This window comes from Stutzerimonas sp. VN223-3, from assembly GCF_045999685.1.
Classification (GTDB): Bacteria; Pseudomonadota; Gammaproteobacteria; order Pseudomonadales; family Pseudomonadaceae; genus Stutzerimonas; species Stutzerimonas stutzeri_AR.
Genome location: NZ_RBEC01000001.1, coordinates 843,254 through 869,303, shown reverse-complemented (window position 1 = coordinate 869,303; position 26,050 = coordinate 843,254). Strand labels below are relative to the sequence as shown.

The following is a 26,050-nucleotide window of genomic DNA, read 5'->3' as shown; positions in this document are numbered from 1 at the left end:
AGTGAGAAACGCGTAGCACGCTACGCATGCAGAATAAGTTCAGCTGCGGTAACTGCTCCATTTTTTTGATCCCGAACAGCAACGGCTTTACGAGACAGAAACCTCCCCACCGCGTGCGCAAAAGCATCCTCATCAAAATCAACTAGATACTCATACGAACCAAACTGACTAGCCTGACGTACTCGCTCTACCTGGTCGTCCGCCCCTGTTGCGGTGTTAGGTAAAAAAATAGCGGGCAGCCCCAAAGATACCGCTTCGCAGACAGAATTATACCCACCGGCCAATACCGCAAAATCAAACGCCGCGAAATATCTACTGTTAGGGTAATCAACCACGACACTGTCTGCGCTCATATTCGGTTCAGCTCGAAGCGCAATGGGTGACTGCCCAAGCACCACCTGAACACCTTGCCTTTTCAATAATGAGATCACACGATCTAGTATGTCTGATATACCGTTTATATTGCCTGCGCCAAGCTGGACATACGCACAGGGGCGATGAATATCTAGCCGGAGCATACGCCGGGCAACCTCGGGTTCCAAAAGCTCATCTTTATCAAGCAACGAAATGGGCTCTACCATATTCAGCTTGCCAGCTTGTGACTGAACAGCCATTTCAGCAGAAATCAGCTCACCAGGAGAAATCACAATATCGAACTTTCCTACATAAGCATCAAGCTTTCGATGGTCTACATCCGTTTTATAAAGCCCGCGCTTCACCCAGACATATTTAATATTTTTGTAGTTGTGCATTACTCGCTGAAGACCCAGGTATGGAATGGTGCCATCGAATATTAAGGTCGCGGGCTTGTGTAGACGCAATATATTTTCAATCGTCGCAAAAAAAAGCGTATTCCATTCCACTGAACCTGTTTTCACCAAGGCTGCCGGGGTAACGTGATGGCACGCAAAACCCGCCCGATGAACGAGCGTAACGCCGATACTAGTAGTAAGGAATATAATTTCCGCGAATGGGTCCAGCCCCTGAAGCCGTCTAGCTATGGCAAGTGAACGGGTTAGATGCCCTAGGCCCGCTCCGTTAATAGGAAGGAATAAGTATGTATTTTTTTTCGGCCTGTAATATATAGCCTTCAAAGAGAGAAGCCTGACCCACATATACTTAATAAAAAATTTCAACAATGATCTCCTGAAACACTTAAGTAAAGACCAATTTTATCTAGGAGCACCGGCAACTCTGCTTCCCAAGCCGAATCAATAGATGGGCTAAACTTTGAAAACCGCTCAACCCATGCTTCGTTATAAAAACCTCCACCCCCCCAAAATTTACCGGTTAAATCATCAAATGAGATTGCAGGCGCAACCCCTTTCTCCACAAATGAATAGTAATCATGCCCTATATCATCCAAGTCAAATAGTTGATAGACCGGCACTCCCTGCTCAAGAAGCTCAACGACAACCGAAGAGTTTGGCACAACCGCTACATGATCAAACGTGGGAACACTTGAAAGTAAAGCAACGTTCGGACCGACATTCAAAGAGGAAATATCAGTTCTGGGATGCGGCTTCACTGAAACACTGGTCACCGAGGCGTTCGATGCCAGCTGGGATAAACACCGAGCAAGGCCACTCTCCGAATAAACAGAACTAATATATACAACTACCGGAGTAACAACGACCCTCGCTCTAAGTATCCGCTCAAACATATCACTTTTAGGAGAGCGAGGCACAACAAAAACATCACCTTGAATAGGGCCAATCGCCTGATATTTCTCTCTAGAAATTTCATTCCTCAAAATGGAAACATTAAAGTCCAACGCTGGAAATCGCTCAGATATTTCAGCATGCTGGACATATACAACCGGAACATCGAAATATTGCATGAGCATTGATGCAATGACAGGAAAATCCGTGTGATCATTAGCTACAACAAGCAATCGAGGCTTCTCTTTTGACCTCATCAAACTAGCATACAAGAAAAAATAAATTTTTGTATAAAAAACCAGGTACTTTAAAGATATCGGACCAAGCTTAATTCTAAACAGGTAAAAACATCCAAGCACAATGAACAACAATGAAATAAAATACTCAACTATTGTTTTCTTTAATTGGCGAGCCGGAACAAAAGACAAATTAGATTCTCTAGAATAATCTAGGCATTGACGCCCTGCGAACAGAGATGAAAAAAAATGAAACTCCCGCTCATTATTGCTTGACCCCCCACAGAAGATAAGGGGTCCTGTAGGAATACTGTATATTTTAAGCGTAGGACGCAACATTTCTCGCCCTAGCTCGGCAACACTTTTCCAATAACCGATTAAACTGCAACGTGCGAAAGCGTACTTCTCCATGTAAACAGGATTATTATAAATAAAAGGCACGTCACCATAATTAATAATTTTAAACATTCGATCAAGGCCTTTGTAAAAGGTCCGCACAAGAGCGATCAAGTTCATAGCCACCTCTAACGCACCGCAGTTACTAAATACTGCCCTACATCAAGGGCAACTGCCCCCCGCTCAGCAGCAGCAGAAACAAATATTTTTCCAATAAATCCAGCCGACACAAGGAAAACCATCCCTGGGCCTGCAATGGACTTTATCTCATTGACATATTCCTTATATACATAGGGCAATATCGTTTCCGAGATGGCACCGGCATGCTCATTTCGCAATAATCGGTGCGTGGGTATCTCAATACATTTTAGCTTTTTTGGCTCAGGCGCCCATTGCGTGACAAGCTCAGACTTTAAACCCGAAATAACGCATATACGTTCGGCAGCATCAAACAAACCTACCAAAAAATCCGCATTAAATAGAAAAAGATTACTTTGGTCTTCAACTATCTTTTTATCGGACAGAAATGGCGCAGCACCGCTCATGACGCAACATAACCGTGAAATCAAACCATTAACTGGATAGTCATCGGGATAGTGAAGTTTGGAGTCCTTAATCAGCCTAAAAACCGTCGGCACCCCTAAAATATTAGCACTACAAAGTGCACTCAAGAATTCAGATCGCAACTGCTCTCTATGCGCCGGAGTCAATAATTCGCCCCACCAATGTAATTCTTGACGGGCTACTCCTTGAGAATCAACATAATTATTATCTACAAACCCATAGCATTCACCGTCCCCTAAACGGATATAAGCGCAAGGCTTACCTTTCACTATGAAGTCGAGTATATAGCACCGCAATTCACGCAAACGATCCTTTTCGAATCGGATATCCCTATAATCATTAGACGCATCTATCTCTTTGAATAGAGGCGCTATATTAGATAAATAATGCGCCGAAATCTGGTAAGGCAAGTCTACGAATCTCTTTTCGTAATAACTGGCTGGCTTGCCATTCTCGTAGATCAGGCTACTATGCACTAAATCAATTTTTAGCTTTCCTAGCTCGCTAAGCGCAGGGTAAAAGCAACTATAGAGCGCTTTAAATAGCTCTATATTCCCCCCCCAAGTGAAGCGTGATAACAACTTTACTTTTTGAGACTCTTTAAGAGAGTCTCGTCCCACCCCCAATCTTTGCAGCGCATTAAGGACGTCACAGACCTCCAGCTTGGACGTACACAAATCCACTAACATTCCCGCTAACTGCTTTCGCCCCACTTTCGTGGTGTTCAGTCGCTCATATTCTTCCACTAATGAACAGAAAATCTCTAACGGAATATTTTCCGACTTAGACAACAACTGCTTTATATCACATTTAAAGCGTAGCTCTGCATTATCAATAAGGACCCTGTTTTTAATTATAAAATCATATGCAGGATCACGACGCTCATCGAGGCTAGTTATAGCACCCCACAAATCGCGCTCTGGGGATGAGATATTTAATAACATGTAGTTGGCAGCTAATACCGGATCGCGAGAGAACGATAAAGCGCACCGCATTAACTCCGCGTCACTCCCCTTTTTTTTCTTTTTCGCAAGTGCATGAGCCACTCCCGGCATAGTTTTTGATATAAGGAAAACTAACGTCTTCTTAATTACTATTTTCAGTTTCAGCGCAAGGGTCGTCATGCTTTATCCGCCACTATGAATCTGGTTCTATAGACCGCGTTTTAGTCCTTTACCATTTTGGAGATATCATACTCACTTCCTAAATAGGCAGCACCTTCACGTGAGAGATGTCCGCTATCACGGTAGATTAACGTCTCGCCCACACTCACACGACACATACCGTTAGGGCATATAATTTCACTTAACCAAATAATTCGAGCCTGAGCTTGGCGTGAAAGCGCTTCAAGTATCTTATATGTTTCGATCCTATTATTTCTCGAAAGTGGAAAGTCGCAGGATGAGCTATGCTGCCTAAGTACGTGGCTTCGAATATAACATTTACCCATATCATACCCAGGTGTCGGTGTAGGGGACACAATAACAACATCCTTACCCATACTTGTTATTTTCTTTATAGTCGCCAAAAACAGCTTTGAACCCAGCCCCTTGTTCTCTTTTATCAGCTTACCACCAGTCAATGTGAGAGACGCAATATCGGATAACTGGCGAAATGGGGATGCTAATATTACGTACTTTATTTCGGACTGCGTCTTAAGCCAATCGAAAACTTTTTGATTATTTTCTATACATTTCTCCCCCCAAGCAGGGGTATATCTACCTCCGTAAGCCGCAGCCCCTAGGATTGGCGCACAGTTGGACATCGTCATCTGCACAAATGGTAGTTCCGATGGACTATTCTTTAATGCAAGCGCTAGATGCATTGCATAGCTATCACCCCACAATAACGCCAACGGCTTTTCACCTTCTTGGCAAAGTGGATCAACCAGAAATTGCACGCATTTCTTGTTTAGCCCGTAATTGGTAGCCGTCTTTCTGCTAAGCTCCAGAAAGTTCTCACCAGATAGGGTTTTTCTGTGCTTTGGCGCGTCTGAGAACTTTAGCCACAGCCCCAAGCAAATAAAGATTGTTATGCCTAATATAGATAGTCCAAATATTTTTTTTCGACTAAACTTTCGAGAATCACGAAACGGATTTTCAATTAGTTTCCAAGTCACGTATGCGAGCAGCATCGAAAGAACCGACAAAAAACCCATCATCCACTTCGACGGCTCGCTAATACTGATGGCTCTTGCATATGCGAAAATAGGTTGATGCCAAAGATACGCGCTATAACTTATAAGCCCAACATAGACAATTGGAGCAAAACTCAATATCCGGTGCACAGCGGTACCTTGCCGTGCGTAAATTATTATAAGTAATGCCCCAATAATTGGTAGCAAGGTGTAAAGACTGGGGAACGGCACATGTGCATCGAAGAAAAAGATCGCTAACAATATTGCCAGCACCCCAACTAAACTGAAGATTTCGTTACCATCTTCATTCGTATAGTTATTGGTTTTTACTGCCACTAGCCCTCCAACCAGTAGCTCCCATGCTCGGGTATGTAGTAGAAAAAAACCGGCATCGGCATATCTTGTTGAACTGTATTGCGCGAGACAAAAACTAATTATCGCCAGTGCGCTAAGCAGAACAACCAAGCCGCGCTCACGGTATTTCCACACTAGAGACATCAGCAAAGGAACAGCTATGTAATATTGTTCCTCTACAGATAAACTCCAAGTGTGCAGCAGGGGTTTTAACTCGGAAGCCGTGTCAAAATACCCAGCCTCCATCCAAAATAAAAAGTTTGAAGAGAATGTAAATACGCTTATTATACTTTCAGAAAAATCAATTAACTGGTGATACGGCAGAATCACCCAAGCTACCGCTAAGCTCGCAGCCACTACAAAACACAAAGCGGGGAGTATTCTGCGTGCGCGGCGCTCGTAAAAGTTTAAAGTTGAAAATTTTTCTTTTCGTAGGTCCTCAAGTATTATAGATGTAATGAGATAACCACTGATAACAAAAAATACATCTACGCCAACAAAACCGCCACTAAATGATTCATACCCTGCGTGAAATAATATGACCGGCACCACAGCCAGAGCTCGAAGACCATCAATTTCGCTACGATATTTCAACTTACCAGCCCGTTTAGCCCTTTAAACTGAAGATACTTCCGCATAGCATGTTTCAAGGCCATGTTTGCTCCGTACAAAAGGTTGGCCCTCATCACATTTAACTGATGAGCGACCTTCCGCCTAATACTGATTACATTCACAAAATCACTTATCTAAGACCTTCCCCATAAACTCATCGAATATTGCGCATTACCATAAAGGCCTCAGCGGCGCTCACACCAACCGAATGCCCCCGATGTCGCGCAAGAGCCTCTAAGTGTTCAATACTTCGAGAGTGTGGCATATCGCGCATCTCCAACTCATAAGCCTTAAGCGCATCCAACTTTAGTTCTAAATACTCACTGATATCTACATAGCATGTTGGCAGAAAAGGACTAAGACCTGGGGAGGACCACTCTGTGCTGGACATAATTTCAAATGTATATATCTCTGTTACCGAACTACCAGGAATCGGGCGACAAGCAGTCATTACAGCTTGGTGAGCGACTCGATGGTCAATATTCAAGTCACCGTAATGATGAGTGTAAACCACATCTGGCATTATGGTTTGCAGTGATCCCTCTACGGATTGAACTATGTCTAGTAGGTTTATTCCATCCAACCGATTATCTGGAAATCCCAAATAGCTTACACTAGAAAACCCCAACAAACTGTGCGCTTTCTGTGCGGCAGCTTCACGCGTTTTTAATGCTTCGTAGCTGGCGTCTTTCCGCGAACCAACTCCATCGGCAATAAAAATGCCATGCACTATGTCTCCCTCAGCCACATGCCTTGCTATTGTACCGCCGCAGCCAAGAGCTTCATCATCGGCATGAGCGGCGACAACCAATACACTTTTAGACATTAATTAAATCCCAACTAGTTGGTGTTCCACACTTAACATCAAATTTAACGCTCTTACCAATTAACCGCTCAAAGTACTTAGGCTCCAGACCAAGCCCCGGCCGGATGCGCCTGATGTCATGCACGGTAATGACATCTCCCGCTTTGAGATCACGCACAAAATAGACAGACCTGCGAAACTGCTTATTGCCGATCTCAGCTTGCTGTCGCTCAAAACCAGGTTTACCGAGAGCAGACCAAGCATCGTGAGTATCTCGGCAGAGCCGCTTCAGCTCGTGAGGCTCCAGAGAAAACTCGCTATCCGGCCCCTTGTCTTCGCGACTGATGGTGAAGTGCTTTTCGATAACACAGGCGCCTAGCGCAACCGCCGCCACCGAAACGGTGGTCCCCAGTGTATGGTCCGAAAGCCCGGGTATGGTGCCGAAGCGCTCGGCCAATACCGGCATCTGCCGAAGATTGGCTTGGTCGACCGGCGCCGGATAGCTACTGATGCAGTGCAGCAGCACTAGCTGCTGGCAACCAGCTTCTTTTGCAGTGGCCACGGCTTCCGCAATCTCTTCTTCGGAACACATGCCCGTGGACATGATCATCGGCTTGCCGGTACTCGCCACGTACCGGATCAAGGGAAGGTCGGTCGCCTCGAACGAGGCGATCTTGTAGGCAGGCGCCCCTAGTTCTTCCAGCAAATCGACAGCGCTTTCATCAAACGGGGTAGAGAAGATAGTGATACCCAGCTGCCTGGCATAGTCGAATATCTGCTTATGCCACTCGTAGGGTGTCTCCGCCCACTTGTAGAGATCGTAGAGTTTGTAACCATCCCATAACCCACCGCGAACCATGAATTCCTCGCGATCACAATCGATGGTCATGGTGTCAGCTGTATAGGTCTGCATCTTGATGGCATGCGCACCACTTTCGTATGCCGACCTGATGGTTTCCAGCGCACGCTCAAGAGAGCCGTTATGGTTCGCAGAAAGCTCGGCGATGATGTACGGAGGAAAACCCTTTCCAATCTTCCTACCATTTATTTCACAGATCATGTGCGATCACTCTTCACTCTCAAAAAATATATTCACCGAGGCAGACACCCCATCGGCATTCAACTTTGCAGCAGAAAACTCAATTCTCATGTCCCCGTACTTGATAAACGCACGAGGGTAACCCTCAGCATCAAGCATTCGGATAAAATCGTAGACTTCCTTAAAGCTGCACTTTTCCGGAAGGAGACTTTGGTCAGGCTTTCGCCGCTTAAAAAAAGTAGGCTCCCCTTGTTGCTCCTGCGGCTCGGGCTCAGCATCAACAATCCACCGGATAACTTCAAAACTGAGCTCACCAGCTCTTAAATAAATTTCTTCTGCCGAGCCATCCAAAGAAAGAGGCTTTTTCGTGTATATGGGACCAGCATCCACCTCACCAACCATCTTCAATGCGGTTAGTTTCGTCTGCGAGTGGCCAGCTAGAATTAAGTTCTGCAGAGGTGAACCACCCCGCCCGTATGGCACGTCGGTCATGTGAAAACATACACACTCGTATTTGGTCCAAATCTCAACTGGCACAATCCAGTTCCAATGTAAGAAGAACACATATCTCGGTCGTGCGTGCCGAATACAGTCCATCAACTCATTGGGAGAAGACACCCAATACCATTCGCCGCCATGCTCTTCGAGCATTCGGTCATAGCGTTCCTTGTGCCACGATTTACAGCTGGCGACGACATAAGCAGCGTTCATACATCCTGCTTCCTTTTGCTCATTTCAATGCTCTGCCCATTCAGCACGAAGCAGGCCAAAGCAATAGATCGATTGGTAACCCGCCACAGTAGGATGCTGTTCACGCAAGCAACCTTCTTCCTTGAATCCGAGGCGACGGTGCAAGGCTAACGATCGAGTATTTTCCTGGAGTACTTCTGCATAGATCTTATGCAGACGCTGCTGATTGAATGCATAGTCCAAGACAGCTCTCAGCATCCGCGCTCCGGTCCCTCTTGGCGCACAGGGAGCTGCGTGAAAACTCCAGTCTGCCACGCCTATAGCAAGCTCATTCAAGCATGCATACCCTCGGGGCTCACCTGACTGCTCAAATACCAACAGGTGCTTGCGCGGATTCTTGGAGGCGGCGGCGAACCATGCCACATGCTCATTCCAGAAAATTTCACCCGGATTGAACATGTAGCGACGGACTTCCGGGTGATTGCGCCAGGAAAGAACAGGCTGTAGATCCCGTTCTTCCATAGCTCTCAGATGTACTTCAGGAACTGTGTTCATGCAGACTCCAACATATAGGCGGCTACCCGCTCCGCACCGACTCCGTCACAGATGGCGGCGGCACCCTGACTATAGGAAGTAAGCGCCGCCGAGACATCGGCGAATGCCGGCGCAAGTTTCCGGGGAATATCTGCAGCATCGCCCACCCAGCGCGCGGCGCCCGCCTGGTCCAGAGCCCTGGCGCCGGACAGCTGATTGTCGGCGAGGGTCGCCAGCAACGTGGGTAGCCCAAGGCAGCACCGCTCCCAGGACGACCCTCCGGCAGCTCCAACGGCCAGGTCACTGTCGGCCATTAGCCGTGCCATGTCTGACACATTGACCAGCACTTCCGCCGTGAAAGGGAGCTCCTGCAGCAGTGCCCTCACCCGATCCACCCATGGGGCAGTCGCCCCCATAACCACCTTAACCTGACACCCTTCAGGCAGAGAGCAGTCGCTCAGGGTCCTCAGTATTGCTGCCGTAGCATTCGGACGGTCGACCCCTCCCATGCTGACAAGAATCTGCTGGACACTCCCAAGCCGCTCACGACGCTGCAAGCTATAGCCACGCAATTGGGCGAACTCCGGGCGCAGCAGGGCGAACTGAGGGCCAGCCAGAACCGTACACCGGTCTGGGACCTGCCCCAGGTATGCCTGGGCCGTACGGCCAAGGTTCTGGTCCAGGAGCAAGTCGCATTGATGAGCTCTATCGGCAAGGTCATCAATCACCAGGAGCCTGCTGTAGTGTGCCCGTAGCGCCGACTCCCAACAGGCATCCAGCCCATAGTGATCCACCACCAGCCATTCAGGACGCAGCCGCTGCAGAAGAGGCGCGCAGTCCAAGGCATCCTGCTCTTGGCTAACTCCCAGCCAGTGGGCGTGCGTCAATGCTCCGGCAACAGCCTCATCAGCCACTGGCAGGTCGAGGGAATATGCCGGATAGCCACGCTGGCGTATGAACGCCAGCAGACTGCCAGGATGCTCGCGACAGATGAAATGGCATTCGGCACCTTGACTGCGCAAGGTATCGGCAAGAGTCAGGCAACGATAAACATGCCCGGCACCAATCTCGAGGGAGGCGTCAGTACGCAGTACGACTTTCATCATTCAGCCCAGCTGCGCCTGCATGGCCTTGAACAACCATTCGGCTCGCACCCAGTCTTCCGGCGTGTCGATGTCCTGGACCCGATGACGGGGCAGCATCACCGGCAGCGACGTCGGACTGAAGATCATCTTGCCCTGCAGCCAGGCATCGGCACGGCCCCAATAGAACTGGCCGGCATCGTGATAGGCCTCCTCCAGGTCCTGCGAGCGGGTGGTGAAGTGTTCAGGATTGAACATTTCGACTCTCCCTTCGCGGGTGAGGCGAAGGGCACGCTGGATGGGGAAGGCATAGCTGGTCATCGAGAACGCGTAATCAACGTCGCTCCCCTGAAGGATGTCCAGTCCCTGCCGCAGGTCTTCAGCGCGAATGAAGGGCGCGGTGGCATACAGGCAGCAGGCCTGCTCCACGAGACGGCCCTGGCTGTTCATCGTCTCGATGGCATGCCGAATCACCGGTATGGTCCCGGTATGGTCATCGGAAAATTCTGCCGGCCGCATGAACGGAACTTCGGCGCCTTGCTGGCGAGCCACCTCGGCAATCTCCGCATCGTCCGTCGAGACGACGACGCGGTCGAAACAGCCACTTTCCAAGGCGGCTTCGATGGACCAAGCGATCATCGGCTTGCCGCAGAACGGCTTGATGTTCTTGCGCGGAATGCGCTTGCTACCGCCGCGAGCTGGGATGATCGCCAGTTTCATACCGCTATCGCCTTGCGCACCGCAGCGACGACCTCGTCCTGCTGGGCTTCGGTCATGGTCTGGAACATTGGCAGGCTGATAGCTTCGGCGTAATAGTGTTGAGCCTCGGGGAAGTCGCCTGCTGCGAAACCCATGCGCTGATAGTAAGGCTGCGTATGCACAGGGATGTAGTGCAGATTGACGCCGATGCCGAGCTCACGCAACGCATCGAACACCTGACGGTGGGTTCTGGCAATCTTGTCCAGTTGCAAGCGGACCACATACAGATGCAGGCCGGAGTAGCTGTCCGGATGTTGCCACGGTGTGGTGACAGGCAGGTCGCGCAACAAATCATCATAGCGCTGCGCCAACTGGTGGCGTCGCGCTACGTACTTGTCGAGGCGCTCCATTTGAGTAACGCCCAGCGCCGCTTGCATCTCGGTCATCCGGTAGTTGAAGCCTAGATCGATTTGCTGGTAGTACCAGGGGCCGTCAGCTTCGTTCGTCATCTGAGCCGGGTCGCGCGTGATGCCATGGCTGCGCAACAGGGACATTTTGTCGGCCAGTTCGGTGCTGTTAGTGAGCACCATGCCACCTTCGGCGGTAGTGATGATCTTCACCGGGTGAAAGCTGAATACCGTAATGTCACTGAAGCGACCACTACCGATGAACTCACCTTTGTACTTGCCTCCGATCGCGTGGGAGGCGTCTTCGATGACCTTGAAGCCATAACGCTGGGCCAGCTCATGGATCGCTTGCATATCACAGGGCTGGCCACATAGATGCACTGCGACCACAACTTTGGGCAGCTTGGCTTCACGCTCGGCACGCTCGAGCTTGTGCGCAAGGGACTGCGGGCAGAGGTTGTAGGTACGCGGATCGATATCTACGAAATCTACCTGCGCGCCGCAATAGAGCCCACAGTTCGCTGACGCAACAAAGGTGATTGGCGTTGTCCACAGCCAGTCACCCTTCCCTAGCCCCAACGCCAGACAGGCGATGTGCAACGCGGAGGTAGCGCTGTTCACCGCCAGGGCATGCCGGGCTCCGACATGCTGTGCCACATGCTGTTCGAAGCGTGGCACGACAGGCCCCTGTGTCAGAAAGTCGGATTCCAGTACAGCCACAACCGCGTCGATATCCGCCTGGGTGATGTCCTGACGCCCGTAGGGAATCATGGTTTAGATGCTCCCGATCTTTTCGCGGTTGGCGTCGATCCAGGCTTGCAGCGCGTCGTCGCTCATCCATTCGGTATTGTTGTCGCTTGCGTAGACGAAGCCTTCCGGCACTTTCTTGCCGTCCTTGATGCGCTTAGAGCACGTAGCCCAGTTATTAATGGTCGGCAGAATCTTGAAATGCTCCGGATACTCGTATGTGTAGTAAGCATCTTCCGCACTGATCATCTGCTCATGGAGCTTTTCTCCCGGACGTATGCCAATGACCTCCTGCTTCGCATCAGGCGCTACCACCCGGGCCAGATCAGTAACCTTCATGGAAGGAATTTTCTTCACATAGATTTCACCGCCCTCCATGTCATCGAAGGCGTGCCAAACGAGCTCAACGCCCTCTTCCAGCGAAATCATGAAGCGCGTCATGCGCTCGTCGGTAATAGGCAGTACGCCCTTGTCCTTGATGGACATGAAGAACGGGATGACTGAACCACGCGAACCCATCACGTTGCCATAGCGGACCACAGCGAAACGGGTGTCATGCCCACCGGCGTAGGAGTTGCTGGCAACGAACAGCTTGTCGGAGGCCAGCTTCGTAGCGCCGTAAAGATTGATGGGGCTGCTCGCCTTATCAGTAGATAACGCAACGACTCGCTTGACGCCTTTATCGATACAGGCGTCGATAAGGTTCATTGCGCCATCGACGTTGGTCTTGATGCATTCGAAGGGATTGTATTCGGCGGTTGGAACGATCTTGGTTGCCGCGGCGTGAACCACGTAGTCGACGCCGTCGAGGGCGCGGTACAGCCGATCCTTGTCGCGGACATCACCGATAAAAAAACGAACGCGGGGATCACCATCGAACTTCTTGGCCATGTCCCACTGCTTCATTTCGTCGCGAGAAAAAATGATAATTTTTTTCGGGTTGTATTTCGCCAGGGTCATTGGCACAAAAGTATTACCAAAGGAGCCGGTGCCACCCGTTACCAATATAGTTTGACCAGTCAACATAATAGCTCTCCAATTAAGCCTTGACGATATGATCAGCACGCATGAGGTATTTACCGCGAGCATCAACTATCAACTGGGCATTTTGTTCAATTAGTGAAAAATCAAATTTATCGTGATCGGTAGCAAGCAAAACGCAATCGAATTCGGATATAGCCGACGCATTCAACTCGACACTTTTCAGATCGAAATGGTGTTCACGCATCTTGGGGAACACCGGGACGTGCGGATCGCAGTACTGCACATCGGCACCCAGATCGCGAAGCTTTTCCATCATGAAGACTGAAGGCGACTCACGCATGTCGTCGACATTTTTCTTATAGGCAATTCCGAGTACCAGAATCCTGCTGCCGTTTACGGACTTCATTCGCTGGTTGAGCGCGGAAGCTACCTTGCCGATTACGTAATCCGGCATCGCGGAGTTTACTTCGCCCGCGAGCTCGATAAAGCGAGTGTGCAATCCGTACTCGCGTGCTTTCCAAGTGAGGTAGAAGGGGTCGATTGGAATGCAGTGGCCACCGAGGCCAGGACCTGGATAGTAGGGTACGAAGCCGAATGGTTTGGTCGCCGCCGCGCGAATAACTTCGTGAATATCGATGCCCATCTTATCCGCAACGATTTTCATCTCGTTGACCAAGCCGATATTGACTGCACGGTGAATGTTTTCCAGCAACTTGGTCATTTCAGCAGCGCGAGTGCTGGAAACTGGCACAACGCGGTCGATGACTTGCCCGTAGAGTGCCACGCCAACTTCCTGGCACGCCTGCGTGTGACCTCCGCAGACCTTGGGGATAGTGCGCGTCGTGAAGTTCGGGTTGCCTGGATCTTCACGCTCCGGCGAATACACAAGAAAAACATCATCCCCAACTTTTAAGCCGCGGGACTCGATACGAGGCAACAGTTCCTCATCGGTTGTGCCTGGGTAGGTAGTACTCTCAAGAGACATTACCTGCCCCGGACGCAGGTGAGGGATCAGTGAATTCGTCGTATCGAGTACATAACTTAGATCTGGTTCGCGGTACTTGTTCAGCGGGGTCGGCACGCACAATATCAAGGCGTCAACATATTGGGCACGCGTGAAGTCCGTCGTAGCCTCAAATCCCCGATCGACAGCCGACTGGATCGCGGCCTCTGAAATATGCTCGATATAACTCTTACCTTGCTGAAGCAGATCAACCTTCACCTGGTCAATGTCCAGACCCACCACTTTGTAGCCCACTTCGGTGTAGCGCAGGACCAGAGGCAGCCCAACATAACCAAGACCTACCACGCCGATAACGGCGGTCTTGTCGTTCAGCCGCTGTAGAAGTTGTTGCTTCATGAACCACCTATAATCAATTCGAGCGATTGCCCAAGCGAGAGAGTTAGCGAAGCTGCAAAGCGCCTCGGGTGTCCAGCAGGCGCTGGTTCTCGCGCAGACATAACGGCTGCGCGGTTAAGTCCCTGTGATCAACCAATAGCACCAGGACATCCGCCAAAAGTGCTTCCGTCATACCAACTAGCGGGACATCAGCCTGGCGCAAATCTGCAGGGACAACATCGATATGAGGCTCGACAGCCATCACCTGTCCGGGAAACTCCCGGGCTATTGCTCCAGTAATTGTTAACGCCGGACTTTCACGCAGATCATCGATATTCGCCTTGAACGCCAGACCCAGGCAGGCAATACGCACCGAGCGGCGGCTTTTCCCTGTACTGGTAGTCAGATCGTCGATGAGGCTTCTCACCTTGGCGAGCACCCAGGCTGGCTTACTGTCGTTTACCTCTCGAGCCGTGCGGATCAGGCGGGATTGCTCCGGCGCCTGGCTGACGATAAACCACGGATCAACTGCGATGCAGTGCCCACCGACCCCTGGTCCCGGCTGCAGTATGTTTACGCGAGGATGCCGGTTCGCCAGGCGGATGAGCTCCCAGACATCCACATCCAGCTTGTCGCAAACCATCGACAGTTCGTTGGCGAAAGCGATGTTAACGTCCCGAAAGCTGTTCTCGGTCAGCTTGCACATTTCGGCAGTGCGCGCATTGGTGATCACGCATTCGCCTTCGACGAATATCTTGTACAGACTGGTAGCCACTTCCGAACAGCGCGGCGTCATCCCGCCAATCACCCGGTCGTTATGCACCAGTTCGCTCAGAACATGCCCAGGCAACACACGCTCCGGACAATGAGCGATTCGGATATCCGAGGCTTCTCCGGCTGCTTGCGGAAAGGTCAGATCCGGTCGGGCTTGGGCGAGCCAAGTCGCCATCTGTTCGGTGGCCCCTACTGGAGAAGTAGACTCCAGAACTACCAGGTCGCCTGGTTTTAATACCGAGGCGATCGCCTTGCTGGCAGATTCAATGAAGGATAAATCGGGCTCGTGATTGGCCTTGAATGGTGTCGGTACGGCAATTAGAAATGCATCCGCCGGCTCCGCCACCGACGTGGCGCGCAGATATCCCTCGGTAACAGCGGCGTGCACAAGCATGTCGAGATCAGGCTCGACAATATGTACCTCCCCTCGATTTATCGTCTCTACCGCATAAGTGTTGACCTCAACGCCGATCACTTTTTGCTTTCTGGATGCGAATACAGCTGCGGTAGGTAGGCCGATATAACCCAGTCCAACCACGGCAATGGTGCCAAAAGTCATTTATTGTCTCTTAATCACAGTATGTAGTGTGCCGATAATCCGCGGGCATGCATTACCATCCCCATAAGGGTTATGAGCGTAGGCCATGGATCTGTATGCGTCGTTATCAGTCAGCAAGGTGCGTAATCCGCCAACGATCGCATCAACTTCAGTGCCTACGAGCTTCACGGTACCGGCTTCGACCGCTTCGGGTCGTTCAGTTCTGTCACGCATGACCAACACAGGCTTGCCCAGCGAGGGAGCTTCTTCTTGTATGCCACCTGAGTCAGTGAGGATCAGGTAGGAGCGATTCATTAAATAAACAAACGGCAAATAATCCAGCGGCTCTATTAGATGAACATTGCTAATGCCAGACAAAAGGCGATTCACTGGCTCGAGCACGTTCGGATTCAGATGTACTGGGTAAACAATCTCGACGTCTGGGAATGCTTTCGCAGTATTGGCCAGCGCTTGGCAAATTCGCTCGAAACCGCCCCCGAAACTTTCGCGGCGGTGGCCCGTCACAAGCACGAGCCGGCTATCAGAGCGCAAAAAGGCGAACTGCTCTTTAAAGCTCTGCTGCAACTTGTCGTCGTTATTCAGCTTCCGAACGACTTGCAATAGCGCGTCGATGACCGTATTGCCAGTTACTTCAACATCACTGGTTATGCCTTCGCGTAGCAGGTTCTGGCGAGACGTTTCAGTAGGCGCGAAGTGGATAGCGGCGAGCACACCGGTCAGCTTTCGGTTGCCCTCTTCCGGCCAAGGTGAGTAAAGATTGCCGGTACGCAATCCCGCCTCGATATGCGCTACAGGAATCTGCTGGTAGTACGCCGCGATTGTGGTGGCAAAGGTAGTCGCGGTATCGCCATGGACGAGTACTACGTCGGGTTTGAACACTGCGAATACTTGCTTCATGCCCAGCAGGATCGCGCTGGTTAGATCTGTGAGATCCTGCCCGGGCTTCATGATGTTCAGGTCGAAATCCGGCTTTAACTCGAACAACTCAAGTACCTGATCGAGCATTTGTCTATGCTGGCCGGTTACGCATACTTTCGAGTCAAAACGCGGATCAGCATTCAGCGCAAGAGCCAATGGGGCCATTTTTATCGCCTCCGGTCGCGTGCCGAACACACAAAGGGTTTTGACTGTCATACCGTATCCATAGCTTGAGTCGACACATGTGCCTTATTACGGGATTGTTAGCTGCAACGCTTGCTGCTTGCCTTGATAGAGAGCACCAAGCCTATCGGCCAATGCCTGTTTCGCCTTTTGTTCGCCGTGAACGATGCGTATATGGGATGGTGGTCGACGCATCCCGGTTACAAATTTAACTAATCCATCTTGATCGGCATGAGCCGAGTAGCCGCCAATACTCGCAACGCCGACCTTAATGTCGAGCCGCTCGCCTTCGAGATCGACATAACCACCCGCCGGCCCATAGGACTGAATGGCCCGACCAGGCGTTCCTGCCGCCTGGTAGCCCACGAACAGCACGTTGTGCCTCGAATCGCCCAGCATAGCCTTCAGATAGTTAACCATCCTTCCGCTTGAGCACATGCCATTGCCGGCAATCACGATGGCCGGACGAGCGGTACGCGCGAGGTGCTGCACCATACGCAGGTGATCGCCGTGGCTATCGACAGTTACCAGCTGCTCGAAGCCCAATGGACGGCGGCCGGATTGTACACGCTTGAGCGCTTCCTGATTCCAGAAGGGCTGTAGTTCTCGATAAGCTGCAGTGAAGCGGCTGGCCAGGGGCGAATCGAGGATGATGGGGAGCTCGGGCCAGTTGGTTTCTAGATTGAACTTCTGAGCATTACCGTCGCCTCCCGTCTCCCCCGAGGGGAGAAAGGATTTGGTTTGTGCGCGATGAATGATCTCTTCGAGTTCATATAGCAATTCTTGGGTTCGGCCTATGCTGAAGGCTGGGATCAGCACGGTGCCTTTATCTAGCAATGCTTGCTCAATGACTTTTTCCAGGCGCTGTCGGCGGGTGCGGCGATTTTCATGATTGCGGTCACCGTAGGTGCTTTCAATAACCAAGATGTCGGCACGGTGCGGTGGCTTTGGTGCAGGTAGCAACGGCGCGTGGGGCGCGCCGAGGTCGCCCGAGAAGACGACGCGTTTTTTCTCACCCGTTGGTGGATATTGCAGGTCGAACTCAACGTAGGCAGAACCGAGAATATGTCCGGCCCGCTGCAGACGAACGCGACATATTAATTCGGGAGAATCCTGCAGGGTGAACCAAATTTTGTAAGGGAGCGCGATGATGCGTGTTTCGATCAATTTGATGTAGCGCTCTACTTTTTTCTGATCGCGGCTAACGCCCAGCTTGAAGGCATCCTCCAGCACTATCGGCAGGAGTTTGGCTGAGGGCTCGCTGCAAAGGATAGGGCCCTCGAATCCCGCGGCGAGCAAATATGGAATTCGGCCGACATGATCGATGTGAACATGCGTTGCGATCAGAGCCTGCACGGCATCTAGCGGGAATTCGATTTCCAGGCTGCCCTGCCCTGTTCTTCCACCATTGGAAGTATCGGCACCCTGAAACAGGCCGCAGTCGATCAGGTAGCTGTTGACGGCATCGGCATGCAATTCATGGCACGAGCCGGTCACGCCATTGACCGCACCGTGATGGCTAACCTGGGGGAATGTCATCGGTTAGTTCCTTTAACCTGGCGATGCGGGAGGCGTCGCAAAAAAGGGCGGCATTCTGCCACGCACGTATCCCACACACCAAGCGCGGCTTAAAAAAATAACAGGCGTTATGGGAATTTCAACGAGCTACCGCGCAGCCGCATTGCCAAAGAATCTGAAGCGATTAGCTCTTAACAACGAGACGGGGCTATTCGTCCTCGTTCACGCGATCACGCAACTCTTTCCCCGGCTTGAAATGCGGAACGAATTTGCCATCGAGCGGGACGGATTGCCCGGTTTTTGGATTACGGCCAATGCGCGGGGCGCGGTAGTGAAGGGAGAAACTGCCGAAGCCGCGGATCTCTATGCGGTCTCCGGTCGCCAGTGCCTGGGCCATTTGCTCGAGCATGGTTTTGATTGCCAGCTCCACATCCTTGGACGAAAGCAGCCCCTGTTGGGTGACGATACGCTCGATCAACTCCGACTTGGTCATTGTTTTCCCTTCGTTTTCAAGCGGCTAGATCATTTGGGTTGCGGTCGTTTGTAGCATGTTGTTCAGAGTTTGAACAGCCTGAACGTTTGGGTCAGGTTTTTGGATTTAGTGCAGGTCCGGACCTTGCTTTGGGCTGGTGGATCGGTGAAGCGCGATTCCCCTACCGTTCCGTCAGCGGTGCGTACGGCTCCGAGGACGATGGGTTTCATTTGCGTGGCCCAACCAACCGCATAAGCAGGCAACTACCGTAGAGTGGATGACGCTTTTTCATCCACCATAAGCCGCAGCGGCGGTGTCGACTTGCTTGGTGGATCGGTGAAGCGTGATCCACCCTACCGTTCTGGCAGATAGCAGATACAAAAAAGGGTGGACCGAAGTCCACCCTTTCTATAACTGACGAGGCTTTGCCTCATCGCACCGCTGCGGTTAAAGCATCAATCCTCGCGATAGCGACGCAGCTTGAGCTGCTTGCCGCCAACGCGGGTGTCCTTGAGCTTGCCGAGCAGATGATCGAGGCCGTCTTCCGGCAATTCGACCAGGCTGAAGCTATCGCGCACCTGAATGCGACCGATGGCTTCGCGGACCAGACCGCCTTCGTTCAGGATCGCGCCGAGCAGGTTACGCGCGGCGATGCCATCGCGAGCGCCCAACGGAGTGCGGCAGCGGGCGCGGCCTTCTGCCAACGGGATCGGTGCACGACGCTCTCGGTCACCGCTTCGCTCGGGACGATCGGAGCGCTCACGCGGACCACTGCTCGGGACCAATGGCTGCTCTTTTTCCACTTCTGCCAGAGTCAACGACTGGCCATTGGTAGCTTTGCGCAGCAGCGCAGCGGCAAGCGCGCGGGGGCTGCAGCCGATATCGGCAACCAGCTTGTCGAGCAGGTCGCCATGGCTGGCTTCTGCATCGGCTACCAGCGGCGAAAGGCTGCTGGTGAGCTTTTTGATGCGTGCATCCAGCACTTGTTGAGCGTTAGGCAAACGGGCTTCGGCAACCTTTTGATTGGTGACGCGCTCGATGACCTGCAGCATCCGACGCTCACGCGGGGTAACCAGAAGCAGTGCGCGACCTTCACGACCGGCACGACCGGTACGGCCGATACGGTGTACGTAGGATTCCGGATCATAGGGCATGTCGACGTTGAACACGTGGGTGATACGCGCTACGTCGAGACCGCGGGCGGCGACGTCGGTGGCGACAACGATATCCAGGCGACCATCCTTGAGCGACTCGATTACACGCTCGCGCTGGTTCTGGGCGATGTCACCGTTCAGCGCAGCGGCTTTGTAGCCCTTGGCTTCCAGCGCAGCGGCGAGATCAAGAGTGGCTTGCTTGGTGCGCACGAAAGCGATAAGTGCGTCGAAGTCTTCAACTTCAAGCAGGCGCAGCACGGCGCCAATCTTCTGGTCGGCATGAACCATCAGGTGCGCCTGCTCGATGCGAGCGACGGTCTGGGTCTTGGCGGCGATCTTGATGTGCTGCGGCTCGCGCAGGTGTTTTTCAGCGATGGCACGGATGGAATGCGGCAGAGTCGCGGAGAACAGAACGCTCTGGCGGCTCTCCGGCATGGCTTCGAAGATGACTTCGAGGTCGTCCATAAAGCCCAGTTTGAGCATTTCGTCGGCTTCGTCGAGGACCAAGTACTGAATGGTCGACAACAGCGCGCTGTTGCGGCTCAGGTGGTCGACCAGACGGCCTGGAGTGGCGACGATGATCTGCGCGCCTTGGCGGATGGCTTTGAGCTGCGGACCCATGGGCGCGCCACCGTAGACGGCGACAACGCCGACGCCGGGCATCTGCTTGGAATAGGTTTCGAACGCGGTGGCGACCTGCAGGGCGAGTTCGCGGGTTGGCGCGAGGATCAGCGCTTGCGGCTCGCGCTTGGACGGATCGATCTTGGAGAGAATGGGCAGTGCGAAAGCTGCGGTCTTGCCGGTGCCGGTCTGGGCCTGGCCGATCATGTCGTGGCCGCCGAGAATTACCGGGATAGCCTGGCTCTGGATCGCCGACGGCTCTTCGTAGCCCACTGCGGTGACAGCAGCGAGTACGGATGGATGAATACCGAGTGCGGCAAAGCCGCCGATTTCCTGGGTCATGGGTCTTTTCCTGATGCTCCGCAAAGACCCATGTTCCGAAGCTGCGCATGCCATGCAAAACCCGAAGGTCACCCTGGCAGCCTGGTCGGCGGGGTTTGCGAAAACGTAATGAATGATGAATCGTCAAGGACAGCCGCGAGAAGCGGACAGCAGCCGAAGCAGCGCTTCGTGTATTGCAGTACCTGAACGCAAGCTGAGTTTCAGCCGGCGCGTACTATACCGGAATTCTGTGAAGCTGTGCGCGCATTTTGTCTTGCGGGTTAAGTTTGTGGCGACTCGGCGGGAGACTGCGTTTTGCTTTGCTATGGCTGCGTTAAGTGTTGGGGTTGGTGCAAAGGCCGTAGGGTGGAAAGCCTTCCCTGAGCCAATTGACAACAGCTACCTTTGCTTTTGTGGGAGGCAAGCGAGGCGGCGTGAGGCTGCAATACCCTATCTTTAACTGGCTGGTCGTAGCGCATCGATTAGTGAATCCAGTGAATAACCAAGACGCGGTGCCAGGGTCGCGGCGCGCTCGCGCAAGGCGGCTATATCGAGCATCTGTTCCAGATCGGCGGGAACGAACAGGACGACATTGCCCTCCTTCACCGGGCACTCCCAATAATGACGGTGGAACAAGCCGCGCAGCAGGGCGGCACCGAGCGGTTTGTCTTCGTCAGTGCCCCACTGGTTGATGATCAGCCAACCGTCTGGGTTCAGCTTCTGCTGACAGCGCTCGAGAAAGCGCCATGCCAGATGCGCCGCGGCCGGGCCCACATCGGTGTAGAGATCGACGAATATCAGATCGGCGGTTTCGGCCGAGTCGAGCAGCTCCACCGCGTCGCCAACACGAATGTAGAGCCGCGGATCGTTCTGCAGGCCCAAATAACGCATCGCCAACTCCGGCACATCCGGGCGCAACTCAATGGCCTCGACGTCTTCCAGCGGCAGAAATTCGAGGCACGCCTGGGTCAGCGTGCCGGCGCCCAGGCCGAGAAAGAGCGCGGTCTCCGGCGCTGGATTAAGCAGCCCGCCCATCAGCATGGCGCGGGTGTAGTCATACTCCAGCCAGCTTGGATCGCGCGTGAATACGCAGCTTTGCTCGACCGCCGCGCCGAATTCGAGAAACCGGTAATCACCCACTTCCAGCACACGGATCAGGCCAAAGGCATCGTTTACTTCGGCCAGCAACACTTCCTGCTTGTCCATTGCGCGCACTCCAAACCGGTCGGCGCATCTTAACAGCCAGATTAATGACGACTATCAGCGGCGACGCAGTGCATCAGGTAAAATCTGTGCACTTTTTCGTAGACGGAAGCAACTTCGATGAGCCAGGCCTGGAGTCCTACTAGCTGGAGAAACAAATCCATTCAGCAGCAGCCCGAGTACCCTGACGTCGAGCATCTCAAGCGCGTCGAAAGCACTCTCGCGAGCTTGCCTCCGCTGGTGTTTGCCGGCGAGGCACGGGAGTTGCGCCGACAGTTCGCAGAAGTGACCCAGGGGCGCGCCTTCCTTTTGCAGGGCGGGGACTGCGCGGAAAGCTTCGCCGAGTTTTCCGCACCGAAGATCCGCGACACCTTTAAAGTGTTGCTACAAATGGCTGTAGTCATGACCTTCGCCGCGGGCTGCCCGGTGATCAAGGTCGGGCGCATGGCCGGGCAATTCGCCAAGCCGCGCTCATCCGGCAACGAGACCATCGATGGCGTCACCCTGCCCGCCTACCGCGGCGATATCGTCAACGGTATCGATTTCGACGAGAAAAGCCGCGTACCGGACCCGGACCGCCTGCTCCAGGCTTATCACCAATCCACGTCCAGCCTGAACCTGTTGCGCGCCTTCGCCCAGGGCGGTTTCGCCGATCTGCATCAGGTGCACCAGTGGAACCTGGATTTCATCGCCAATTCGCAGATGGCCGAAAAGTATCACCAACTGAGTGAACGGATCGACCAAGCGCTGAGGTTTATGCGCGCCTGTGGGATGGACAACGCGCCGCAATTGCGCGAGACCAACTTCTTTACCGCTCACGAAGCCCTGTTACTCAATTACGAGCAGGCGTTCGTGCGTCAGGACAGCCTGAGCGGCGGCTGGTACGACTGCTCCGCGCACATGCTGTGGATCGGTGACCGCACGCGGCAGCTGGACGGCGCGCATGTTGAATTCCTGCGAGGCGTGGGCAATCCGATTGGCGTCAAGGTCGGACCGAGCATGGACAGCGAGGAGTTGATCCGCCTGATCGATATCCTCAATCCGGACAATGACCCGGGTCGTTTGAACCTGATCGTGCGCATGGGTGCGGACAAGGTCGAAGCAGGCTTGCCGCGGCTGATTCAGACCGTGCAGACCGAAGGCCGTCAGGTGCTTTGGAGCTCCGACCCGATGCACGGCAACACCATGAAGGCGTCCAGTGGCTACAAGACCCGCGATTTCGCACGCGTGCTCGCCGAGGTGCGCCAGTTCTTCGATGTGCACCGTGCCGAAGGCAGCTATCCAGGTGGCATTCATATCGAAATGACTGGGCAGAACGTCACCGAATGCATCGGCGGTTCGCGCCCGATCACTGAGGACGGGCTCTCCGACCGCTACCACACTCACTGCGATCCGCGGCTAAACGCCGATCAGTCACTGGAAATGGCATTTATGATCGCCGAGACCCTGAAGCAGGTGCGGCCGAGCTGACAAGACAGCTCTAACCAGCATCGCTAGCCGCCCCTGCGCCCGGCCGCAGAGCTGCGACTTCGTAGGGTGGGCTTCAGCCCACCGGGGTCCGCCCCGCGCGCCTGCCTGCGCGGCACGACGAGAGGCCGGCACTGCAACACGCAGTTCTGTCTAACACTTTATGCCGCATCGATATCGCTGCGATCGTCGTCAAGCGGCCAATCGAACATGCATAGCAAGCTATTAATTCGCAAGCTAATTAAAGCTGTTATAATTCGCGCCGCATTTGACCTGGATCTCCTACGCCCTCTCGCAGCCGGGTCATCGACCAGAGGAAATCTTTCATGACCGATTCATCAGAGAATAAAGGAGCGGCCCTGGCGGCCTCCATCGGCCTTTTTCTCGGCCCACTGCTCTTGTTGCTGTGCATCCTCACCGACCCGCCGGCTGAGCTCTCCGAGACCGCTTGGCTGACCGTCGGCATGGCGGCGCTGATGGCTGTCTGGTGGTCCACCGAAGCCATTCCGATTCCGGCGACCTCGCTGCTGCCGATCCTGCTGATTCCCGTACTGGGTATCGATACCCTGGAAAAAGCCACAGCGCCTTATGCCAACGCGACGATTTTTCTTTTCCTTGGCGGTTTTCTGCTCGGGCTGGCCATGCAGCGCTGGAACCTCCACAAGCGTATCGCTCTGGCCACGCTGCTGGCGGTCGGCAATGCGCCGAGCCGACAGATCGCTGGGTTCATGATCGCTACTGCGTTCATCAGTATGTGGGTAAGCAACACCGCCACCAGCATTATGATGTTGCCCATCGGGCTCTCGGTGATCGGTCTGCTGGTCGAAGGCAGCGGCGCGCATGAACGTGAACGCTTCGCCACTGCCTTGCTGCTCGGCATTGCTTATGCCGCCAGCATAGGCGGTATCGCCACACTAATCGGCACGCCGCCCAACGCATTACTGGCCGCTTTCTTGCGCGAGAGCTACGACGTGCACATCGGCTTCGGCCAATGGATGTTGCTGGGCGTTCCGGTGAGTCTCGGCATGCTCATCTTTACCTGGCGGTGGCTAACGCGCGGCGGCTTCAACCTGTCAGGCCGCGACAGTCGGACGATGCTGGAGAAGGAGTTGGCCGATCTCGGCCCCATGTCGCATCCGGAAAAACTGGTCGCCGCGGTGTTCCTGCTTGCTGCGCTGGCATGGATTTTCCAGCCACTGCTAGCCAACTACGTCGATGGCGTGAACGACACCAGCATCGCCATCGCCGCCGCGCTGGCCCTGTTTCTGATTCCTGCCAATCTGCGCGAGCGGACCTTCCTCATGGACTGGGAAACAGCCAACAAGCTGCCCTGGGGCGTGCTCTTGCTGTTTGGCGGTGGTCTGTCGCTGGCTGGCGTTATTGGCGCCTCCGGACTTGCGCAATGGATTGCACAGAGCCTCGGTGTTTTCGGCATGTTGCCGCTGATTCTGATGATTGGCCTGGTGGCGCTGGTGATCACCTTCTTGACCGAAATCACATCCAATACCGCGACCGCAGCCGCCTTCTTGCCATTGCTGGGCGCGCTTGCCGTGGCACAGGGCCTACCGCCGGAAATGCTGGCGATTCCCGCCGCCCTTGCCGCGAGCTGCGCATTCATGATGCCAGTGGCCACGCCGCCGAATGCCATCGTTTTCGGTACCGGCGAGATGCGAATCCAATCGATGATCAAGGCAGGGTTCGCCCTAAATATCTTCGGTGTCGTGCTGATTACGCTGCTCTGCTACGTAATGATCGGCTGGCTCTGGGCAAGCTGATCCAATTCATTTGGCATTCTTCAGGTGGCTTATCGTGAGGCGATATCCTTTCGATGCTGAAACGAAGAAGCCCGGCGCAAGGCCGGGCTTCTCATGCATCCGCGAGGACTGCGATCAGATGTGAGAAACAGCCAATGCACTCCGAGCCTGCCAGTAAGCGGAAATTCAGAAAAAAACCCGGCATTTAGCCGGGCTTTTCGATCTCTGCGAGCGGCAATCAACCCTTGACGCGGGACTTGTACTCGCCGGTGCGGGTGTCGATCTCGATCGAGTCACCGATTTCGCAGAAGGCAGAAACCTGCAGCTCTGCACCGTTCTTCAGGCGAGCGGTCTTCATGACCTTGCCGGAGGTGTCGCCACGTACGGACGGCTCGGTGTAGACGATTTCGCGAACGATGGAAGTCGGCAATTCAACCGAGATCACCTTGTCGTTGTAGAACACGGCTTCGCAAACGTCGGTCATGCCGTCTTCGATAAAGGTCATCACGCCTTCGAGGTCGTCTTTCTCGATTTCGTATTGATTGAACTCTTCGTCCATGAAGACGTACAGCGGGTCAGCGAAGTAGGAATAGGTCACTTCCTTGCGCTCGAGAATGACCGGCTCCAGCTTGTCGTCAGCCTTGTAGACAGTCTCGGTAGCCGAACCATTGAGCAGGTTCTTCAGTTTCATCTTGACTACGGCACTGTTGCGGCCGGACTTGTTGAATTCGGCTTTCTGGATAATCCAGGGTGCGCCGTTGATAACGGCCACTTGGCCAGCACGGAACTCTTGTGCGGTTTTCATACGAATATCCGAATG

General features: G+C 53.4%; 22 protein-coding genes. 2 read left to right on the top strand and 20 right to left on the bottom strand.

Annotated features, from left to right (window positions below; genetic code table 11):
• Positions 1–20: 20 nt before the first annotated feature.
• The 19 genes from D7241_RS04055 to D7241_RS03965 all read right to left on the bottom strand — a co-directional run bounded on the left by D7241_RS04055 (position 21) and on the right by D7241_RS03965 (position 22,012).
• A complete protein-coding gene (locus tag D7241_RS04055; protein WP_408100402.1) occupies positions 21–1,136 on the bottom strand; it encodes a glycosyltransferase in 1,116 nt (371 codons plus the stop codon).
• Positions 1,133–2,413: a hypothetical protein gene (locus tag D7241_RS04050; protein ID WP_408100401.1), complete on the bottom strand. Its 1,281-nt coding sequence runs from the start codon at positions 2,411–2,413 to the stop codon at positions 1,133–1,135. Before D7241_RS04050 ends, D7241_RS04055 begins: the two co-directional genes overlap by 4 nt.
• Before the next feature lie 8 nt (positions 2,414–2,421).
• Positions 2,422–3,981, bottom strand: a complete 1,560-nt coding sequence (locus D7241_RS04045) for a hypothetical protein (protein ID WP_408100400.1) — start codon at positions 3,979–3,981, stop codon at positions 2,422–2,424.
• 41 nt (positions 3,982–4,022) lie between these two features.
• Positions 4,023–5,942 (bottom strand): acyltransferase family protein, encoded by a 1,920-nt coding sequence (locus tag D7241_RS04040; protein WP_408100399.1) that lies wholly within the window; start codon positions 5,940–5,942, stop codon positions 4,023–4,025.
• A gap of 172 nt (positions 5,943–6,114) precedes the next feature.
• On the bottom strand, positions 6,115–6,786 hold the full coding sequence (locus D7241_RS04035) for a PIG-L deacetylase family protein (protein WP_408100398.1): 672 nt from the start codon (positions 6,784–6,786) through the stop codon (positions 6,115–6,117).
• Complete coding sequence (gene pseI / locus D7241_RS04030; protein WP_408100397.1) at positions 6,779–7,825, bottom strand: pseudaminic acid synthase; 1,047 nt, start codon at positions 7,823–7,825, stop codon at positions 6,779–6,781. The genes D7241_RS04035 and pseI overlap by 8 nt, the downstream gene beginning before the upstream one ends.
• Before the next feature lie 6 nt (positions 7,826–7,831).
• Positions 7,832–8,515, bottom strand: coding sequence for a hypothetical protein (locus tag D7241_RS04025; protein WP_408100396.1), 684 nt, complete (start codon positions 8,513–8,515; stop codon positions 7,832–7,834).
• A gap of 24 nt (positions 8,516–8,539) precedes the next feature.
• Positions 8,540–9,049: a UDP-4-amino-4,6-dideoxy-N-acetyl-beta-L-altrosamine N-acetyltransferase gene (gene pseH / locus D7241_RS04020; RefSeq protein ID WP_408100395.1), complete on the bottom strand. Its 510-nt coding sequence runs from the start codon at positions 9,047–9,049 to the stop codon at positions 8,540–8,542.
• Entirely contained in the window at positions 9,046–10,134 is a 1,089-nt protein-coding gene (pseG, locus tag D7241_RS04015; protein WP_408100394.1) for a UDP-2,4-diacetamido-2,4,6-trideoxy-beta-L-altropyranose hydrolase, read from the bottom strand. The genes pseH and pseG overlap by 4 nt, the downstream gene beginning before the upstream one ends.
• Complete coding sequence (pseF, locus tag D7241_RS04010; protein ID WP_408100393.1) at positions 10,135–10,830, bottom strand: pseudaminic acid cytidylyltransferase; 696 nt, start codon at positions 10,828–10,830, stop codon at positions 10,135–10,137.
• Complete coding sequence (gene pseC / locus D7241_RS04005) at positions 10,827–11,987, bottom strand: UDP-4-amino-4,6-dideoxy-N-acetyl-beta-L-altrosamine transaminase (protein ID WP_408100392.1); 1,161 nt, start codon at positions 11,985–11,987, stop codon at positions 10,827–10,829. Before pseC ends, pseF begins: the two co-directional genes overlap by 4 nt.
• Before the next feature lie 3 nt (positions 11,988–11,990).
• Positions 11,991–12,989, bottom strand: coding sequence for a UDP-N-acetylglucosamine 4,6-dehydratase (inverting) (gene pseB, locus D7241_RS04000; RefSeq protein WP_408101184.1), 999 nt, complete (start codon positions 12,987–12,989; stop codon positions 11,991–11,993).
• A gap of 13 nt (positions 12,990–13,002) precedes the next feature.
• On the bottom strand, positions 13,003–14,307 hold the full coding sequence (locus D7241_RS03995) for a nucleotide sugar dehydrogenase (protein ID WP_408100391.1): 1,305 nt from the start codon (positions 14,305–14,307) through the stop codon (positions 13,003–13,005).
• 43 nt (positions 14,308–14,350) lie between these two features.
• Entirely contained in the window at positions 14,351–15,619 is a 1,269-nt protein-coding gene (wecC, locus tag D7241_RS03990; RefSeq protein ID WP_408100390.1) for a UDP-N-acetyl-D-mannosamine dehydrogenase, read from the bottom strand.
• Complete coding sequence (gene wecB, locus D7241_RS03985) at positions 15,620–16,753, bottom strand: non-hydrolyzing UDP-N-acetylglucosamine 2-epimerase (RefSeq protein WP_408100389.1); 1,134 nt, start codon at positions 16,751–16,753, stop codon at positions 15,620–15,622.
• Positions 16,754–16,789: 36 nt separating this feature from the next.
• Positions 16,790–18,259: an MBL fold metallo-hydrolase RNA specificity domain-containing protein gene (locus tag D7241_RS03980; RefSeq protein WP_408100388.1), complete on the bottom strand. Its 1,470-nt coding sequence runs from the start codon at positions 18,257–18,259 to the stop codon at positions 16,790–16,792.
• 187 nt (positions 18,260–18,446) lie between these two features.
• On the bottom strand, positions 18,447–18,731 hold the full coding sequence (gene ihfB, locus D7241_RS03975; protein WP_408100387.1) for an integration host factor subunit beta: 285 nt from the start codon (positions 18,729–18,731) through the stop codon (positions 18,447–18,449).
• Positions 18,732–19,165: 434 nt separating this feature from the next.
• Positions 19,166–20,827: a DEAD/DEAH box helicase gene (locus D7241_RS03970; RefSeq protein ID WP_408100386.1), complete on the bottom strand. Its 1,662-nt coding sequence runs from the start codon at positions 20,825–20,827 to the stop codon at positions 19,166–19,168.
• Positions 20,828–21,262: 435 nt separating this feature from the next.
• Positions 21,263–22,012: a spermidine synthase gene (locus D7241_RS03965; RefSeq protein ID WP_255980292.1), complete on the bottom strand. Its 750-nt coding sequence runs from the start codon at positions 22,010–22,012 to the stop codon at positions 21,263–21,265.
• A gap of 117 nt (positions 22,013–22,129) precedes the next feature.
• On the opposite strand from D7241_RS03965, the gene D7241_RS03960 reads away from it, so the two are divergent.
• Both D7241_RS03960 and D7241_RS03955 read left to right on the top strand, forming a co-directional pair.
• A complete protein-coding gene (locus D7241_RS03960; protein WP_408100385.1) occupies positions 22,130–23,479 on the top strand; it encodes a class II 3-deoxy-7-phosphoheptulonate synthase in 1,350 nt (449 codons plus the stop codon).
• A gap of 323 nt (positions 23,480–23,802) precedes the next feature.
• Complete coding sequence (locus D7241_RS03955; RefSeq protein WP_408100384.1) at positions 23,803–25,251, top strand: SLC13 family permease; 1,449 nt, start codon at positions 23,803–23,805, stop codon at positions 25,249–25,251.
• A 217-nt stretch (positions 25,252–25,468) separates the two neighbouring features.
• Here D7241_RS03955 and efp read toward each other — a convergent pair whose 3' ends face one another.
• A complete protein-coding gene (gene efp / locus D7241_RS03950; protein WP_255980298.1) occupies positions 25,469–26,035 on the bottom strand; it encodes an elongation factor P in 567 nt (188 codons plus the stop codon).
• Positions 26,036–26,050: the final 15 nt, after the last annotated feature.

What these genes read in the sequence shown, in the direction of transcription:
- pseI (WP_408100397.1), bottom strand. Translation starts at nt 7,825, where the DNA reads ATGATCTGTGAAATAAATGGTAGGAAGATTGGAAAGGGTTTTCCTCCG.
- D7241_RS03980 (WP_408100388.1), bottom strand. Translation starts at nt 18,259, where the DNA reads ATGACATTCCCCCAGGTTAGCCATCACGGTGCGGTCAATGGCGTGACC.
- D7241_RS03995 (WP_408100391.1), bottom strand. Translation starts at nt 14,307, where the DNA reads ATGAAGCAACAACTTCTACAGCGGCTGAACGACAAGACCGCCGTTATC.
- D7241_RS03955 (WP_408100384.1), top strand. Translation starts at nt 23,803, where the DNA reads ATGACCGATTCATCAGAGAATAAAGGAGCGGCCCTGGCGGCCTCCATC.
- efp (WP_255980298.1), bottom strand. Translation starts at nt 26,035, where the DNA reads ATGAAAACCGCACAAGAGTTCCGTGCTGGCCAAGTGGCCGTTATCAAC.
- wecC (WP_408100390.1), bottom strand. Translation starts at nt 15,619, where the DNA reads ATGACTTTTGGCACCATTGCCGTGGTTGGACTGGGTTATATCGGCCTA.
- wecB (WP_408100389.1), bottom strand. Translation starts at nt 16,753, where the DNA reads ATGACAGTCAAAACCCTTTGTGTGTTCGGCACGCGACCGGAGGCGATA.
- D7241_RS03960 (WP_408100385.1), top strand. Translation starts at nt 22,130, where the DNA reads ATGAGCCAGGCCTGGAGTCCTACTAGCTGGAGAAACAAATCCATTCAG.
- D7241_RS04025 (WP_408100396.1), bottom strand. Translation starts at nt 8,515, where the DNA reads ATGAACGCTGCTTATGTCGTCGCCAGCTGTAAATCGTGGCACAAGGAA.
- D7241_RS04045 (WP_408100400.1), bottom strand. Translation starts at nt 3,981, where the DNA reads ATGACGACCCTTGCGCTGAAACTGAAAATAGTAATTAAGAAGACGTTA.
- ihfB (WP_408100387.1), bottom strand. Translation starts at nt 18,731, where the DNA reads ATGACCAAGTCGGAGTTGATCGAGCGTATCGTCACCCAACAGGGGCTG.
- pseB (WP_408101184.1), bottom strand. Translation starts at nt 12,989, where the DNA reads ATGTTGACTGGTCAAACTATATTGGTAACGGGTGGCACCGGCTCCTTT.
- D7241_RS04035 (WP_408100398.1), bottom strand. Translation starts at nt 6,786, where the DNA reads ATGTCTAAAAGTGTATTGGTTGTCGCCGCTCATGCCGATGATGAAGCT.
- pseF (WP_408100393.1), bottom strand. Translation starts at nt 10,830, where the DNA reads ATGAAACTGGCGATCATCCCAGCTCGCGGCGGTAGCAAGCGCATTCCG.
- pseC (WP_408100392.1), bottom strand. Translation starts at nt 11,987, where the DNA reads ATGATTCCCTACGGGCGTCAGGACATCACCCAGGCGGATATCGACGCG.
- D7241_RS04050 (WP_408100401.1), bottom strand. Translation starts at nt 2,413, where the DNA reads ATGAACTTGATCGCTCTTGTGCGGACCTTTTACAAAGGCCTTGATCGA.
- D7241_RS03970 (WP_408100386.1), bottom strand. Translation starts at nt 20,827, where the DNA reads ATGACCCAGGAAATCGGCGGCTTTGCCGCACTCGGTATTCATCCATCC.
- pseH (WP_408100395.1), bottom strand. Translation starts at nt 9,049, where the DNA reads ATGAACACAGTTCCTGAAGTACATCTGAGAGCTATGGAAGAACGGGAT.
- D7241_RS03965 (WP_255980292.1), bottom strand. Translation starts at nt 22,012, where the DNA reads ATGGACAAGCAGGAAGTGTTGCTGGCCGAAGTAAACGATGCCTTTGGC.
- pseG (WP_408100394.1), bottom strand. Translation starts at nt 10,134, where the DNA reads ATGATGAAAGTCGTACTGCGTACTGACGCCTCCCTCGAGATTGGTGCC.